General features: G+C 64.0%; 15 protein-coding genes. 3 read left to right on the top strand and 12 right to left on the bottom strand.

The window, feature by feature from the left end; all coding sequences use genetic code 11:
* Window positions 1-82: 82 nt before the first annotated feature.
* From fabF to HV711_RS22490, 8 genes are all read right to left on the bottom strand, one after another.
* The gene (fabF, locus tag HV711_RS22525; protein WP_013589160.1) at window positions 83-1,321 is read right to left on the bottom strand and encodes a beta-ketoacyl-ACP synthase II; all 1,239 of its coding nucleotides are present in this window, start codon (window positions 1,319-1,321) and stop codon (window positions 83-85) included.
* Between the two features lie 243 nt (window positions 1,322-1,564).
* Complete coding sequence (gene acpP / locus HV711_RS22520) at window positions 1,565-1,804, bottom strand: acyl carrier protein (RefSeq protein ID WP_004197638.1); 240 nt, start codon at window positions 1,802-1,804, stop codon at window positions 1,565-1,567.
* 151 nt (window positions 1,805-1,955) lie between these two features.
* A complete protein-coding gene (gene fabG / locus HV711_RS22515; RefSeq protein ID WP_013589161.1) occupies window positions 1,956-2,705 on the bottom strand; it encodes a 3-oxoacyl-ACP reductase FabG in 750 nt (249 codons plus the stop codon).
* Between the two features lie 73 nt (window positions 2,706-2,778).
* Complete coding sequence (fabD, locus tag HV711_RS22510; protein ID WP_035482185.1) at window positions 2,779-3,714, bottom strand: ACP S-malonyltransferase; 936 nt, start codon at window positions 3,712-3,714, stop codon at window positions 2,779-2,781.
* Window positions 3,715-3,808: 94 nt separating this feature from the next.
* The gene (locus HV711_RS22505; RefSeq protein ID WP_013589163.1) at window positions 3,809-4,798 is read right to left on the bottom strand and encodes a beta-ketoacyl-ACP synthase III; all 990 of its coding nucleotides are present in this window, start codon (window positions 4,796-4,798) and stop codon (window positions 3,809-3,811) included.
* Window positions 4,798-5,904: a phosphate acyltransferase PlsX gene (gene plsX, locus HV711_RS22500; protein WP_035482186.1), complete on the bottom strand. Its 1,107-nt coding sequence runs from the start codon at window positions 5,902-5,904 to the stop codon at window positions 4,798-4,800. Before plsX ends, HV711_RS22505 begins: the two co-directional genes overlap by 1 nt.
* A gap of 172 nt (window positions 5,905-6,076) precedes the next feature.
* On the bottom strand, window positions 6,077-6,256 hold the full coding sequence (gene rpmF, locus HV711_RS22495; RefSeq protein WP_006051932.1) for a 50S ribosomal protein L32: 180 nt from the start codon (window positions 6,254-6,256) through the stop codon (window positions 6,077-6,079).
* Window positions 6,257-6,357: 101 nt separating this feature from the next.
* Window positions 6,358-7,011, bottom strand: coding sequence for a DUF177 domain-containing protein (locus HV711_RS22490; protein WP_035482187.1), 654 nt, complete (start codon window positions 7,009-7,011; stop codon window positions 6,358-6,360).
* 334 nt (window positions 7,012-7,345) lie between these two features.
* Between HV711_RS22490 and HV711_RS22485 the strand changes: the two genes are divergently transcribed.
* Both HV711_RS22485 and HV711_RS22480 read left to right on the top strand, forming a co-directional pair.
* A complete protein-coding gene (locus tag HV711_RS22485; protein ID WP_028362854.1) occupies window positions 7,346-7,963 on the top strand; it encodes a Maf-like protein in 618 nt (205 codons plus the stop codon).
* The gene (locus tag HV711_RS22480) at window positions 7,960-8,679 is read left to right on the top strand and encodes an SAM-dependent methyltransferase (RefSeq protein ID WP_035482188.1); all 720 of its coding nucleotides are present in this window, start codon (window positions 7,960-7,962) and stop codon (window positions 8,677-8,679) included. Before HV711_RS22485 ends, HV711_RS22480 begins: the two co-directional genes overlap by 4 nt.
* 49 nt (window positions 8,680-8,728) lie before the next feature.
* Here the strand turns inward: HV711_RS22480 and HV711_RS22475 are convergent, their stop codons facing one another.
* The 4 genes from HV711_RS22475 to HV711_RS22460 form a co-directional block, all read right to left on the bottom strand.
* On the bottom strand, window positions 8,729-9,733 hold the full coding sequence (locus HV711_RS22475) for a S49 family peptidase (protein ID WP_035482189.1): 1,005 nt from the start codon (window positions 9,731-9,733) through the stop codon (window positions 8,729-8,731).
* Window positions 9,734-9,818: 85 nt separating this feature from the next.
* The gene (locus HV711_RS22470) at window positions 9,819-10,241 is read right to left on the bottom strand and encodes a Rieske (2Fe-2S) protein (RefSeq protein WP_013589169.1); all 423 of its coding nucleotides are present in this window, start codon (window positions 10,239-10,241) and stop codon (window positions 9,819-9,821) included.
* On the bottom strand, window positions 10,238-10,897 hold the full coding sequence (locus HV711_RS22465) for an HAD-IIIA family hydrolase (RefSeq protein ID WP_013589170.1): 660 nt from the start codon (window positions 10,895-10,897) through the stop codon (window positions 10,238-10,240). Before HV711_RS22465 ends, HV711_RS22470 begins: the two co-directional genes overlap by 4 nt.
* A complete protein-coding gene (locus tag HV711_RS22460) occupies window positions 10,890-11,927 on the bottom strand; it encodes an RluA family pseudouridine synthase (protein ID WP_035482190.1) in 1,038 nt (345 codons plus the stop codon). The genes HV711_RS22465 and HV711_RS22460 overlap by 8 nt, the downstream gene beginning before the upstream one ends.
* 727 nt (window positions 11,928-12,654) lie before the next feature.
* On the opposite strand from HV711_RS22460, the gene HV711_RS22455 reads away from it, so the two are divergent.
* Window positions 12,655-15,933: an Rne/Rng family ribonuclease gene (locus tag HV711_RS22455; protein WP_035482192.1), complete on the top strand. Its 3,279-nt coding sequence runs from the start codon at window positions 12,655-12,657 to the stop codon at window positions 15,931-15,933.
* The last annotated feature ends 102 nt before the right edge of the window (window positions 15,934-16,035 follow it).

Below are 16,035 nucleotides of genomic sequence, written 5' to 3'. Positions count from 1 at the left end.
CGCTCTTGCGGACGTAGCCGTCTCAGGGGAAAGCGCCGGCGAGGCCGGCGCCGTCGGCTGGCGCGTCACCCGGCTGCGAGCCTCAGGCGCGCTTGAAGACCAGCGTGCCGTTCGTGCCGCCGAACCCGAATGAGTTCTTCAGCGCGACGTCGATCTTCATCTCCCGCGCGGTGTTGGCGCAGTAGTCCAGGTCGCAAGCGGGGTCCTGGTTGAAGATGTTGATCGTGGGCGGCGACACCTGATGGTGCACGGCAAGCACAGTGAACACCGACTCGAGACCGCCGGCGCCGCCAAGCAGGTGACCCGTCATCGACTTCGTCGAATTCACGACGATGTTTTTGGCGTGGTCGCCGAACGCGCGCTTGATACCGGTCGTTTCGGCCAAGTCGCCGAGCGGCGTGGACGTGCCGTGCGCATTCAGATAATTCACCTGATCGGCGTTGACGCCCGCGTTCTTCAGGGCTGCGAGCATGCAGCGGCGCGCGCCGTCGCCGTCTTCGAGCGGGGCGGTCATGTGATAGGCGTCGCCACTCATCCCATAGCCGCCGACTTCGGCGTAAATCTTCGCGCCGCGTGCCTTGGCGTGCTCGTACTCTTCGAGCACCATCACGCCGGCGCCTTCGCCGAGCACGAAACCGTCGCGGTCCTTGTCCCACGGACGGCTCGCCGTTGCCGGATCGTCATTGCGTTGCGACAGCGCGCGCGCCGCCGCGAAGCCGCCGATACCGAGCGGCGAGACAGTCGACTCCGCGCCGCCCGCGATCATCACGTCGGCGTCGCCGTATTCGATCAGGCGCGACGCCTCGCCGATACAGTGCAGACCCGTCGTACACGCCGTCACGATGGCGAGATTCGGACCCTTGATGCCGAACTTGATCGACAGGTGACCCGAGATCATGTTGATGATCGACGCCGGCACGAAGAACGGCGAGATGCGGCGCGGCCCGCGATTGAGCAGCTCGGTTTGCGTGACTTCGATCATCGGCAGGCCGCCGATACCCGAACCCACCACGACGCCGATACGTTCCGAATTTTCGTCGGTGACTTGAAGGCCGCTGTCCTGCATCGCCTGGATGCCTGCGGCCACGCCGTAATGGATGAACGTATCCATGTGGCGCGCTTCCTTACCGGGGATGTAGTCCTCGATATTGAAGCCCTTCACCTCGCCGGCGAAACGAGTCGAGAAGTTCGACGCGTCGAACTTCGTGATATTGGCAATACCCGACTTGCCGGCGACCAGATTGGCCCAGCCGTCGGCAACATTATTGCCAACAGGCGAAATCAGCCCCAGGCCTGTAACAACAACACGACGGCGGCTCACGGTAACCTCTTTTTCATAGATGACAAAAACAAAAGCCACAGCGGCCACAGGAACCTGCCCTGTGCACCCTGTGGCTGTTAAGTCGGCAATCGCGCGGAAACTTGCGCTGTCAACATCGCTGGCTCCTGCATGGCAACGCTTGCGGCAAGCGGCGTGGCAAAGAACGCCGGCCCCGATAGCGTCGGCAACCGACGCGACAGGGCGTCATACGCCGCTAACGCCAGGACGCAGGTGCGAATGACCTTAGGCCTTGACGTTTGCGCGAGCGTAGTCGATCGCTTGCTGAACGGTGGTGATCTTCTCGGCTTCTTCATCCGGAATTTCCATGCCGAATTCGTCTTCGAGGGCCATCACGAGTTCAACCGTGTCCAGCGAGTCGGCGCCGAGGTCGTTCACGAACGAAGCTTCGTTCTTGATTTCCGCTTCGGCCACGCCCAGTTGTTCTGCGACGATCTTCTTGACGCGCTGTTCGATATTGTCCATTACCCCTCCAAGGGAAAAAAGTTCAAAAATACAGGTGCGCGCATTTTATCAGGTTTGACCCGGCAAAAAAGCGGCGCATCAGGTTGCTGTCAAGGCATGCGCCCGACGCATTCGAGGAACGCATCAAGGCGCGGATAGTAACCGAATTTGGTTACGACATGTACATTCCGCCGTTCACATGCATCGTCGTGCCGGTGATGTAACCGGCTTGCGGCGACGCGAGAAAAGCGACGGCGTGCGCGATATCTTCGGGGCTGCCGAGACGGCCCAGCGGAATCTGTGTTTTGAGCGCGGTTTGCTGTTCTTCGGGCAAGGTGCGCGTCATGTCGGTGTCGATGAAGCCTGGCGCCACGCAGTTCACCGTGATGCCGCGGCTGCCGATTTCACGTGCGAGCGCGCGCGTCATACCGGCCACGCCTGCTTTCGCCGCGGCATAGTTGACCTGCCCCGGGTTGCCGGCCGAGCCGACCACCGACGTGATGTTGACGATGCGGCCGCCCTTCGCCTTCATCATCGGGCGCAGCACCGCGCGCGACAGACGGAACACCGACTTCAGGTTCGTGTCGATTACCGCGTCCCAGTCGTCGTCTTTCATGCGCATGGCCAACTGGTCCTGCGTGATGCCGGCGTTGTTCACCAGCACGTGCAGCGCGCCGAATTCCTTCACCGTGCCGTCGATCAGCGCTTCCGCAGCCGCCGCGTCGTTCACGTCGAGCACCGCGCCGCGGCCGCTCACGCCGGCCGCATTGAACGCTTCACTGATGGCCGCCGCTCCGCTTTCGCTGGTCGCCGTGCCGATCACAGTGGCGCCCTGGCGCGCGAGCTCCAGCGCAATGGCGCGGCCAATGCCGCGCGAGGCGCCCGTGACGATTGCGATGTGCTTGTCGAGATTCTTTTCCATCTGTCGATCCGAATGCCCTTCGGAGGGCTGATTGATTGCTGATGCTTGCTGCGCTGTCTGTGCGACGTCGCACTCAGTTGGCTGTCAGGAGCTTGAGCGTTTCTTCGAGCGAGGCCGGATCGAACACCGATGCACCGATCAGATTGCCGTCAATGCGCTTGGTCAATCCCGCAAGGACCTTGCCCGGCCCGCATTCGACGACGTGCGTCACGCCCTGCGCCGCCATGGCCTGCACGCTCTCGACCCAGCGCACGGCGCCCGCCGCCTGGCGCACCAGCGCGTCCTTGATCTGCGCCGGCTCGTTGACGATGGCGACGTCGACATTGTTGATGACGGGGATGGACGGCACCTGCACGTTGACGCTTGCCAGGTATTCGCGCAGCTGATCCGAAGCCGGCTTGAGCAGCGACGAGTGGAACGGCGCCGAAACCGGCAGCGGCAGCGCGCGTTTTGCGCCCTTCGCCTTCGCGACTTCGCAGGCCTTCTCGACGGCGGCCTTATGGCCCGCGATCACGACTTGCGACGGCGCATTGAAATTGACCGCTTCGACGACGCCCGCGGCCGACGCTTCCGCGCACACCGCGCGCACCGTGTCGTCGTCGAGACCGAGAATCGCCGCCATGCCGCCTTCGCCGACGGGCACAGCCGTTTGCATGGCTTGCGCACGGAAACGCACGAGCGGCACGGCGTCGCGAAACGCGATGGCGCCCGCCACGACGAGCGCCGTGTATTCGCCGAGACTATGGCCGGCGACGAGAGCCGGCGCCGGGCCGCCTGCCTGCTGCCACGCGCGGTAGATCGCGTAGGCCGCCGTCAGCATGACGGGCTGGGTGTTGGTGGTGAGATTGAGATCTTCCGCGGGGCCTTCGGCGATCAGCTTGCCGAGGTCCTGATTGAGCGCGTCGGACGCTTCCTGAACCGTCTCGCGCACAAGGGGCTGATCGGCGAAAGCGTTGAGCATGCCGACCGATTGCGAACCCTGTCCAGGAAAAACGAACGCAAATTTCATATCGTCCCCAAAATCGATGTAGTCAGATGTAGGCGCGGCTCGTGAGCACGCGGCGCGAGGCGCCTTGCAGGCGCCGCCCGAAGTCAGCCGCCGCTTAGTAACGGATGACCGACGCGCCCCACGTGAAGCCGCCGCCGACGCCTTCGATCAGCACGTTCTGGCCGCGCTTGATGCGGCCGTCGCGCACCGCGACGTCGAGTGCGAGCGGAATGGAGGCCGCCGACGTATTGCCGTGCTCGCCCACCGTGACGACCATGCGCTCCTGCGGCAAGCCTAGCTTGCGGCAAGTGCTTTGCATGATGCGGATATTGGCCTGATGCGGAATCAGCCAGTCGATCTGATCCGCCGACAGATTCGCTTTCTCGAGCGCCTCGACCGCGACTTTTTCCAGCACGTTGACGGCCAGCTTGAACACCGCCTGCCCGTCCATGTGCAGGAACGCGCTGCCCGCCACCACGCCGCCGTTCACGTTGCCCGGCGTGCAGAGAATGTTCGAATGGCTGCCGTCCGCGTGCAACGCGCTCGACAGGACACCCGGTTCTGCCGATGCCTGCAGAATCACCGCGCCCGCGCCGTCGCCGAAGAGCACGCAGGTGGTGCGGTCGTTGAAATCGAGAATGCGCGAGAACGTCTCTGCGCCGACGACAAGCGCCGTGCGATGCTGGCCGCCGCGAATCAGGCTGTCCGCCATGGACACCGCATAGGCGAAACCGGAACACACGGCCTGGACGTCGAACGCCGCGCCGTGATTCCTGATGCCGAGCTTGTTCTGCAGCAGGCACGCCGTGCTCGGAAACACGAAGTCCGGCGTGGAGGTGGCGACAATGATCAGGTCGATGGCTTGCGGGTCGATGTCCGCCGCTTCGATCGCCCGCTGCGAGGCAATCTGCGCGAGGTCGCTCGTGGTGACGTCCGGGTCGGCGAAGTGACGCGCATGGATACCCGTGCGGGCCACGATCCATTCGTCGCTCGTCTCGACGCCCTGCTTCGCGAGACGCTCGGCGAGGTCCTGATTGGTGACGCGCGCGGGCGGCAGATAGCTGCCGGTTCCCAGGACGCGGGAATAAATTGTCGATTGAGCCATTATGCCTTCGAGGATTGCGCAGCGTAGGGCTCGGCCGGCTGGCCTGCGATGGGGCTTGCGTGACCCGCACCGCTTGCGTCGCGCGCCGCCTGTTCAAGAGAACCGGCGTTCTCTTCCATCGCTCGCGCAAGGCGCTCCAGCACGCCGTTTTTGACGGCATCATACCCGCGTTTGATAGCCCACTCAAACCCGTAGGCATCCGCCGAACCGTGGCTTTTGATCACCAGTCCGCGCAGGCCGAGCAGCGCGGCACCATTGTATTGCCGATGATCGACGCGCTTCTTGAAGCGCATCAATACCGGCAACGCCAGCACCGCCATCACCTTCGTGAGCCACGAACGGCCGAACTCTTCCTTGATGATGTTCGACAGCATCTGCGCTAGGCCTTCGGACGTCTTGAGCGCCACATTGCCGACGAAACCGTCGCACACGATCACGTCGACCGTGCCCTTGAAGATGTCGTTGCCTTCCACATTGCCGTGAAAGTTGAGCGTGCTCGCGCGCAGCAGTTCGCCGGCACGTTTGATGGTGTCGTTGCCCTTGATGACTTCTTCGCCGATATTGAGCAGCCCAATGGTAGGCCGCTCCTTACCTTCGAGCGCGGACACGAGCGCGTGCCCCATCTCCGCGAATTGCAGCAGATGCTGCGGTTCGCAGTCGACGTTGGCGCCCAGGTCGAGCATCATGGTGTAGCCGTTGGGGTTCGGCAGCGCGGACGCAATCGCCGGACGCTCGATACCCGACAGCGTTTTCAGCACATAGCGCGAAACCGCCATCAGCGCGCCGGTATTGCCGGCGGAAATGCAGGCTTGCGCCTCGCCTTCCTTCACGCGGTTCAGCGCCACGCGCATGGATGAATCTTTTTTCTTGCGCAGCGCGACTTCGACCGGATCGTCCATAGCGACGATCTCGGAAGCGGATACGACCGTCAACGCCGACAGGTCCTGAGCCTTCAACTTCTTCAGCTGCGCACGAATCGCACTTTCAATGCCGACGAGCAGCAACTGCGCGTCAGGATGCGAGCGAACGAAGTTGACGGCAGCGGGAACGGTCACGGACGGGCCGTGGTCGCCTCCCATGCAATCTATCGTGAGCTTTACTGTCATGGAGTGCGGCGAATTTCAGACGCTCTGCATGGGATCGCAGTCAGCGCTGAAGCTGCAACTGCAATCGACACAAAAAAGCGGCAATTCAATGCCGCCTTTTTGCCGAGCCGGGAAAATGTCAAGCGAACTGGTCGCCACGCGAAACGCCGGTTGGCGCAACGCAGTGAAACGATTAGTCGTTCTTCGTCTTGACGACTTTCTTGCCGCGATAGTAGCCGTTCGGGCTCACATGGTGACGGAGATGCACTTCGCCCGTACTCGGTTCCACAGCCAGCGGCGCTGCCGTGAGGAAATCGTGCGAACGGTGCATGCCGCGCTTCGACGGCGACTTCTTATTTTGTTGAACTGCCATGACTAACTCCTAAAAATTTTCCGAATTCTAACACAGCCCGACGCGGTGTCCGCCATTGGCCGAATGGCCAATGCGCCCGCCTCGCGCTCCCATGCAACTGTTCAGTGCTTCTTGTCGCCCGGCTCGCCGCGCTTGAGACTTTCGAGCGCCGCGAACGGATTCGGCCGCTCGAGCTCGCCACCCTCATCCGCGCCGTCAGCCTCGTCCAGCGCAGCTTCGTCGCCCTCGCCTTCGGTACCGGCCGCACCGGAGACGAGACTCTCGTGCACCTCGGGACAAACCTCGTGCTTGGGCACGAGCGGCAAGGAAAGCAGCAACTCTTCTTCGATCAGGTCGACGAGATCGAACTGGCGCGAGCCCACGATCACTTCGACCTCATCCTCGTCGAGCGGAAACTCTTCGGCTTCCGCCTCAGTGTTGACGATCCGGTAGGTCGCGTCGACATTGAACGCCTGCGAGTACGGTGTCATGCACCGCTGACATTCGAGCCAGGCAGCGCCGTGAATCGCCATCCTCAAATAAGGCTGGGGACCCTCGGTGCCGTCGTCCTGCAATTCCGGCTGCGTCGCCCCTTCGGCTTGCCAGGTGAACGCGGTGTCGCGGTCTGGCGCTTCTGCCGGGACTTCGTTTAACATGCGCGGCAGTTGCGAGACGCGCACGACACCCGCGGCCTGCCGGCCGCTCCGCGCAAATTCGAACAGATCGAGTTCATGCGGGTCGGACAGACCTGCAGGTTTGCCAGGATGTAGAGTCATGTGCGCTCCTGCGTCGGCAATGTTCGCCGCCAAGTTTTGCTGCCAGGTTTCACCGCTAAATCACGGGACAAATCAGTTTGCGAGAAAGCCCGCGTAGCTTCAGTGATGCGTCAGCAGCCGTTCTCCGCTTGCTTCTTGCCTGCTTCTTGCCTGCTTCTTTGCTTGCTTCTCAATTCACTGCTGCGGCACGCACCGAGGCTCGCGTAACGCAAGCATACCGATGAAAAGCCCAAAATCATATCCGTTTTGTCTTTTCGAGTCAAACACTTAAGCCCGTACTTGCGCAGCATTCGCGCAACTGCGTATGCCCCACCCTTCCAGCCGTCAACCGCTCATGCCTGATTCCCTGAAAAGCCCGCCACGCCTCATTCTGGCGTCCAGTTCGCCGTACCGCCGCGAGTTGCTCGAGCGCCTTCGCATTCCATTCGACGTGGCCGTGCCCGCGATCGACGAAACCCCGCACGCCGGCGAAACGCCCGAAGCCACCGCTTTGCGGCTCGCCGAGGCGAAGGCGCGCGCGGTCGCCGCGGCACTTGCGCCGGACGACGCCGTGCTTGTGATCGGCTCCGATCAGGTCGCGACTTACGACGGCCTGCAAATCGGCAAGCCGGGCACGCACGAGAAGGCGCTTGCGCAACTGCAGGCGATGCGGGGACGCGAGGTGCTGTTTCATAGCGCGCTGTGTCTTTTCGACAGCCGCTCGGGAGCCGCGCAGAGCGTCGACGTCATCACTCGCGTGCGTTTTCGCAATCTGCCGGATGCGGCGCTCGAAGCCTATCTGCTCGCCGAAACGCCCTATGACGTCGCAGGCAGCGCGAAGTCCGAGGGACTCGGCATTGCACTGCTCGAAGCAATTCACTCCGACGATCCGACGGCTCTCGTCGGTCTTCCGCTGATCGCGCTGTCGGACATGCTGATGACGGCGGGCTACCCGCTTTTGGGGGCGCAATGAGCGGCACCCTCTATCTGATCCCGAACACACTGGGCGAAGGCGACGCCGACGCGCTCGGCGCCGTTCTGCCTGCTCCGGTTCGCGCCCGCGCCGCGGCGCTTCAGTACTACATCGGCGAAAACGCCAAAACGACCCGCGCTTTTCTGAAGAAAGTCGGCACCGAGCGGCCGATTCAGGAGATCGAGATCCGCGAACTCAACGTCAATACGCCGGCCGGCGAGATCGACAAACTGCTCGCGCCGGTCCTGGCCGGCACGGATGCCGGACTGGTGTCGGAAGCAGGCTGCCCGGCAGTTGCCGATCCGGGCGCGTTACTGGTGCGCCGGGCCCACGAGCGCGGCGTGAAGGTCGTGCCGTTCGTCGGCCCGAGCTCCATCCTTCTGGCGCTGATGGCCTCGGGGCTCAACGGGCAAAGTTTTGCGTTTCACGGCTACCTGCCGGTCGACGCAGCCGAAAGGGCCAAGCGCCTGCGCGAGCTGGAAATGCAATCGCGCAAGGCCAAGCAGACGCAGATCTTTATTGAGACGCCGTACCGCAACCGGGCGCTGCTGGACACCTTGCTGGCCACCTGCGCACCTTCGACGCTTGTCTGCGTCGCTGTCGATCTGACGCTGGGCACGGAAACCATCCGCAGTCACACGGTGGCGGACTGGAAGAAGAAACCTGCCATTGACCTGCACAAGCGGCCGGCGATCTTTCTGATATTGGCGACGTAAAGCCGCTCGCCGCGAGGAGAGGCCGCGTGCAACCGCGCGGCCGCCAACCTCAACGCAGATTGAGCCTCGCGCCAAACGCCAGCGCGCGCACCGCGCCGCCGCCCACCGCCGCGCCGAATTTGCGCGCGACGCGGTCGGTAATGCTCTCCTTGACCGTGTAGTCGACGATGTCCGGCGCCTTGATGATTTCGCGCGCCACGTAATTGGCATCGCCGAAACCGTCGGCGAGACCAAGCTCCACGCTTTTCTGGCCGGTCCAGAAAAGGCCCGAGAACATGTCCGGCGTCTCGTGCAGACGCTTGCCGCGCCCTTGACGCACGGCGTCGATGAACTGGCCATGAATCTGGTCGAGCATTTCCTGCGCATGCTGATCCATTTTCGGCGTTTCAGGCGAGAACGGATCGTAAAAGCCCTTGTTCTCACCGGAAGTGTGCAGCCTGCGCTGGATACCAAGCTTATCCATCAGCCCGGTGAAACCGAAGCTGTCCATCAGCACGCCGATCGAGCCGACGATACTCGCCTTGTCGACATAAATCTTGTCGCCGGCCGCCGCGGCATAGTAACCGCCGGACGCGCACATGTCCCCCACCACGACGTAGAGTGGAATTGACGGATGTTTGGCACGCAAACGCCGCATTTCCTCATAAATGATGCCGGCCTGCACCGGACTGCCGCCCGGGCTGTTGCAACGCAGGATAACGCCCGCCGTACCGGCGTCCTCAAACGCGCTCTCGAGCGCGGCGCTAATATCTTCGGCGTTCGCTCGCGTATCTGCGGATATTTCGCCGTCAAGTGCAATGAGCGCCGTGTGGCGGCCCGACGCGGTGATCTTGTCGCCGGAGAAATCGAACACGGCCCATACCACGAGGCCCAACACGACGAGGAACAAAAGCCGGAAGAAGATCTTCCAGCGGCGCGCCGCCCGCTGCTCGTTGATGGCGGCGAGCGCAATACGCTCGAGCGCCGCGCGCTCCCAGCCGGGTTCGTCGGCGGAAGCGCGGTTGCGGCCGCTGATGGGCGGCTCTTTCGTTTCAGGCGTCAAGTTGTCGGACATGCGGACTTTGGAATGGTCGGGAAAGACGGGGAAAACGCGAAAAGCGGCGCCAAAGCTGACTGCGGCGGCTAATCACGGCGGCAGATCACGGCGAGGCGGGACGCAATTCGCCGTCCGGCAACCAGAAAACGGCGCGGCCTTCGGGCGTGTCGCGCTCGTCCACCCGAAGCGCGCGCAACCGGCCGCCACGGCACGGACCGCCTACGCATTTGCCGGTATCCGGCGCGTAAATGGCCCCATGTGTGGCGCACATCAAGTATAAACCGGACGATTCGAAGAACTGACCCTCCGCCCAGTCGAGTTCCATGGGCACGTGCGCGCAGCGGTTCAAGTAGCCATAGGCGCGACCGTCGTAGCGCACGAAAAACACCACAACCTCATCCGGGCCGATTCTCGCCGCGCGCCGAACGCCCGTGCCGCCGTCGACCAGCTCCTCCGAGCCGCACACCCGCACGGCCTGCGCCGCAGCCTCCGCAGCCTGCCCGTTCGCGTTTTCGGTCGAACTCATGCGTTTTCCTTCAACCAGCCCGACAATGCGCTGACGCTAGACGCCACGTATTTCGGCGCGAGCGCGGAGAGCGAGTCGGCCGGATGGGCGCCGTAGGTCACGCCGATGCCCGCCACGCCCGCATTGATCGCCATCTGCAGATCATGCGTGGTGTCGCCGACCATGACCGTGCGCAGCGGATCTTGCCCGAGCTCGCGCGTCAGTTCGTGCAACATGGCCGGATGCGGCTTGGAGAACGTTTCGTCCGCGCAGCGCGTGCCGTCGAACAGGCTCGTGAGGCGCACCTGATCGAGCGCGCGGTTCAGCCCGACGCGGCTCTTGCCCGTCGCGACCGCGAGCAGATACCCCTGATCGCGCAATTCCTGCAGCATCTCGCGCACGCCGGCGAACAACTCCGTAGTCTGGTCCTTGACCAGATAGTGGAAGCGGTAGCGCTCAGCAAGGCGCGGGTAGTCGGCGGGATCGAGCGTGGGCGCAGCGATCTGCAGCGCGTCGCGCAAGCCAAGCCCGATGACGTAGCTCGCCGCTTCGTCCGCAGGCACCGGCAAGCCGAGATCGCGGCAGGCCGCCTGGATACTGCGCGTGATGTGCACGGTCGAGTCCATCAGCGTGCCGTCCCAGTCGAAGACGATCAGATCAAATTGCTCTCTAGCCATGCGATGCCGTCTCCGGGTGTGACCCATTTCGTAGTTCGTTCAATTGCGCGATGAAGTTGCGGCACTCGGCCGGCAAGGGCGCCTCCAGCTGCAGCGGCGCGCCGGTTGCCGGGTGCGTGAGCTTCAACCGGTAAGCGTGCAGGAACATGCGCTTGAGCGCCGGCTTTGCGTTCGCGCGGGCGAGCGCCTTGTTGAGCGCAAAGTCGCCGTATTTGGCATCGCCGACGATCGGCAGTTCCAGGTGCTGCAGATGCACGCGGATCTGATGGGTACGGCCCGTCTTCAGCTCCGCTTCGAGCAGCGCGTATTCCGGCCAACGGTCGATCAGATTGAACACCGTATGAGACGCGAGACCGTCAGCCTGCACGCGCACACGCCGTTCGCCGTCGGCGGTCACGTATTTGTGCAGCGGTTCCCTGACCGCCCGGCGACGCCCCCAGTCGCTCGCCCATTCGCCGTGAACGCACGCATAGTAGCGTTTATCCATCCGGTTTTCGCGAATCTGGTCGTGCAGATTCACGAGCGCCAAGCGCTTCTTGGCGAGCATCAGGATGCCGGACGTTTCCCGGTCCAGCCGATGCACGAGCTCGAGGAACTTGGCCTGCGGACGCGCCTCGCGCATCTGCTCGATCACGCCGAAAGCGACGCCGCTGCCGCCGTGCACCGCGACGCCGGCCGGTTTGTCGATTACGAGCAGATGCTCGTCTTCGAAAATGATTTTGAACTGTGCGCTCGGCACGGGCGCCAGAGCGGCCGCCTCGTCATGTTGCGCGACGCGAATGGGCGGCACGCGCACCAGGTCGCCGAGTTCGAGCCGGTATTGCGCGTCGATCCGGCCCTTGTTCACCCGCACTTCCCCGCTGCGCAAGATGCGGTAGATGTGGCTCTTGGGCACGCCTTTACAGACGCGCAACAAAAAGTTGTCGATGCGCTGTCCGGCCGCGCTGTCGTCGATCTCGATGACCGAGACGTGATCGCTCGCGACCGCGCTTGATACCGATTTCTGGGATATTTTGCCTAACTCTTTCATTCTGAATATAATTTGCCCAGCAGTCTGCGGCGGCCGGCGCAGTGTCCGGAATCCGGGCGGATTGCGCAGGTGCAAGCGTAAATCGTTATTTTACTTGCGCCGGGGGCTGGTTGCTCGCCCTGAAAATGAGATGCAACAAGTTGCATGCACGAGGTCAGTGCCCGGCAGGGACGGCGCCCACAGGCGCGTTCGGTCAAGGTCGGCCTCGACGGTAACGGAATTTTGGTAAAAAAGAATTTAACTTCCAGCTTCGGTATCGGGCGGCGTCACGCCCGGCTGTACGAAGCTGCTGGTTGCGAAAATACGGCGTGCGCCCGTGGCGTCTTGTAGAAAGTACAAGACTTGGCGACGTCAAAATGAGGCGAGACACCCCCAGCAGGAAAAGACGCGCCGCTTGCGCGAACTTCCCGTTGCGGCATGACCGCACCTTCGACCCTCCGGTCCCGCGCCCAGCAGGCGCGCCGGCGAGGGGGACGGGGGTTTTTGAAGGTCTGCCGGCAGAACCCGCGGCGTGTCGGGTCGTAATTTGAAGCCGTGTTCGCATGTGCCCTGCGGCACCGCGCCCTGCGTTTATAGGGCCGGGCCCCCTCAGGCAATTCTCCCGCCATTGTTCCCGCTCCAGCGTGCTTGTGAAAACACAATAAGGCGCGGCATGCCGCTGCCTCCTGCTCTCGCGACTGACAACCGCAAGAATCGGAGGCCGGCCGAGCCGCTCTGGAGCCGTTCAATGAAACGCATGTTGTTCAATGCGACGCAGCAGGAAGAGTTGCGCGTCGCCATCGTCGATGGGCAAAAACTCATCGACATCGACATCGAAACCGCCGGGCGCGAACAGCGCAAAGGCAATATTTACAAGGGCATCATTACCCGCATCGAGCCGTCGCTCGAAGCCTGCTTCGTCAACTACGGCGAAGATCGCCACGGCTTCCTGCCGTTCAAGGAAGTCGCCCGCCAGTATTTCCGCGACGGCGTCGACATGCGCTCCGCGCGCATCCAGGACGCCCTGAAGGAAGGCCAGGAACTGATCGTCCAGGTCGAAAAGGAAGAGCGCGGCAACAAGGGCGCAGCGCTCACCACGTTCATCTCGCTCGCCGGCCGCTACCTGGTTCTGATGCCGAACAACCCGCGCGGCGGCGGCGTGTCGCGCCGTATCGAGGGCGACGACCGTCAGGAACTGCGCGAAACCATGGCGCAGTTGCAGTTGCCCGAAGGCATGAGCATCATCGCGCGCACGGCCGGCATCGGCCGCAGCGCCGAAGAACTGCAGTGGGACCTGAACTACCTGATGCAGCTGTGGCGCGCCATCGAAGCCGCGTCGCAAAGCGGCTCGGCGGGTCAGCCTATGCTGATCTATCTCGAATCGAGCCTCGTGATCCGCGCGATTCGCGACTATTTCCAGCCGGATATCGGCGAAATCCTGATCGACACCACGGAAATTCATGACCAGGCGCGCGCCTTCATGGACATCGTGATGCCGGACAACGTCGGCAAGGTGAAGCGTTACCACGACGACGTGCCGCTCTTCTCGCGCTTCCAGATCGAGCATCAGATCGAAACGGCGTATTCGCGCACGGTGCCGCTGCCGTCGGGCGGCGCGATCGTGATCGACCACACCGAAGCGCTCGTCGCGATCGACGTCAACTCGGCCCGCGCCACCAAGGGCGCCGACATCGAGGAGACCGCCGCGCGCACCAACCTCGAAGCCGCCGACGAAGTCGCGCGCCAGTTGCGCCTGCGCGACCTGGGCGGCCTGATCGTGATCGACTTCATCGACATGGAATCGGCCAAGAGCCAGCGCGAAGTCGAGCAGCGCCTGAAAGACGCGCTCAAGCACGACCGCGCACGCGTCCAGATGGGCAAGATTTCGCGCTTCGGCCTGATGGAACTGTCACGCCAGCGTCTGCGTCCGGCTCTGTCGGAAGGCAGCCACGTGACCTGCCCGCGCTGTAACGGCACGGGCCACATCCGCGATACCGAATCGTCCGCGCTGCAAGTGCTGCGGATCATTCAGGAAGAAGCGATGAAGGAAAACACCGCGGCGATCCATTGCCAGGTGCCGGTCGAAGTGACCGCCTTCCTGCTGAACGAAAAGCGCTCGGAGATCAACAAGATCGAGTCGCGCTTCAAGGTCAATGTCGTGCTCGTGCCGAACAAGCACCTCGACACGCCGCATTACAAGCTGGAGCGTCTGCGTCACGACGACGCGCGCCTCGACGATCCGCGCGCGTCGTGGAAAATGGCAGAGGAAGCGGCTCGCGAGATGGAGTCGGAAACCGGCTACAGCAAGCGCACCGAAGAAGTGAAGCCGAAGCAGGAAGCGGCGGTCAAGGGCATCACACCTGAAAAGCCGGCGCCGAGCGCACCGGTTCGTCCGGCGGCAGAACCGGCTCCCGTGGCGGCGACGCCGGCGAGCGGCGGGTTCATCGGCTGGTTGAAGAATCTGTTCGGCATGCAGCCGGCGGCGCCGGCGCCTGTCGTACCGGCCGCGCCCGAAAAGCAGGCACGTCCGCAACGCGGCGAGCGCCAGGAGCGCGGTGAGCGCACCGGCGAGCGCGGCGGCGACCGCAACCGTAACCGCCGTGGCGGCGCGGGCCCCCGCGATGCCGCGGCACGCCCGGAAGGCACGAACGGCGGCCGTCAGGGCCAGCAGCCGTCGCAGCGCCGTGAGGAACGCGAACCGCGCGAAGGTCGTGAAGCACGTGAACCGCGCGAGGCACGTGAAGCTCGTGAAGCTCGTGAGGCGCGCGAACCGCGCGGCAGCCGCGAGGGACGCGAAGCACGCGAGCCGCGTGAGGCCCGTGAGAGCCGCGACAATCGTGACAATCGCGACAATCGCGGCGGCGACCGTGCCGAAACGGCAGAAAACGCGCCGCGCGGCGAACGTCAGGAACGCGGTGAGCGCCGTGAACGGGGCGAGCGCGCTGAGCGCGGCGAGCGTCGCAAGCAGCAGGCGGAAAGCGCGGATGCCTTGACGCAAGCCGACACGCAAGCCGCGGAAGAACTGGTGCAAAACCAGGCCGCCGTCACCGAAAATGCTGCGCCGGCCGATCAGGAAGCCGTGGCGCGCGAGGGTGAAGAGCGTCGCCGCCGCCGTCGCGGCCGTCGCGGCGGTCGTCGCGAGCGCGAAGAGGACGTGAACGGCAACCTGGCTGCGGACGTCGCGGAAGCCGAGGGCGACAACGTCAACCTCAGCGAAGAAGCCCCGCTGCGTGCGGCTCAGCAGCCGGCGGAACGCAAGCCGGAAGCAAACGAAGCCGCCGTAGCCAAGGAAATGGCGCCGGTGGAAGTCGTCGTGGCGGCTGTCGCGACCGAGCAGGCTGTGGTCACCGAGCTGCATGCGGCTACGGAAACACCGGCTCTCGCCGCCGAAAAGGCCGCGAAGACGGAAACCATCGTGCCGGTCGCTAAAGTGCCGGCGGCTCCGGCTGCTGTCGAGCCGGTCCCAGAAGTGCCCGTCGCGCAAGCTGCCACGCCGGTAGAACCGGCGCAGACGGCGCCTGCGGCTGCGGAGACGGTGTCGCTGGTGGAACCGGTCGTTCGCGAACAGGCGGCCGAGGTGCAAGCCGCGCCGGTTCAGGCGCGGCCCGCCGCTCCCGCTGAGGTAGTTGCAGCGCCGGCCGCTGAAGTCGCGCCGCAAGCGGAAATCGTCGAGCCCAAGCCGGCTGTAACCGCAGCCGCGCCGGCGGTCGAACCGGCCGCTGCAGCCGCTGCAGCCGCCGCACCGCAAGCGCCGCAAGCGCAAGCCGCGACGGCAGAGGAGGCGCCGCAAACCGCGCAGCCGTCGCAGGCAGCGTTCAATGGCGGCATTTCGGCCGAAGCGCTGAAGCCGGTGCTGGAAAAAGCGGGGCTCGTCTGGGTCAATACCGATGCCGACAAGCTGCGCGCCGCGCAGGAAGCGGCTGCCCAGACCGTGAAACCGCCGCGTGTCGTGCGCGAGCGCAGGCCCTTGCCGCCCGCCGACAGCACGCCGATGCAGCAGGTGGAAACGGTGCGACATCCGCAGTAAGTCTGTGGCGCATCGCGTCGTGTCGAAAAGCCCGCCCTTACCGGCGGGCTTTTTTTTGCCCGAACCCGCTGCCAGACAGACACGTGTCCAACCGCCCTCCTC

It is taken from the genome of Paraburkholderia phenoliruptrix (assembly GCF_902859825.1).
Taxonomy (GTDB): domain Bacteria; phylum Pseudomonadota; class Gammaproteobacteria; order Burkholderiales; family Burkholderiaceae; genus Paraburkholderia; species Paraburkholderia phenoliruptrix.
The sequence above is the reverse complement of the archived record's forward strand: the minus strand, read 5'-3'. Positions and strand labels throughout refer to the sequence as shown.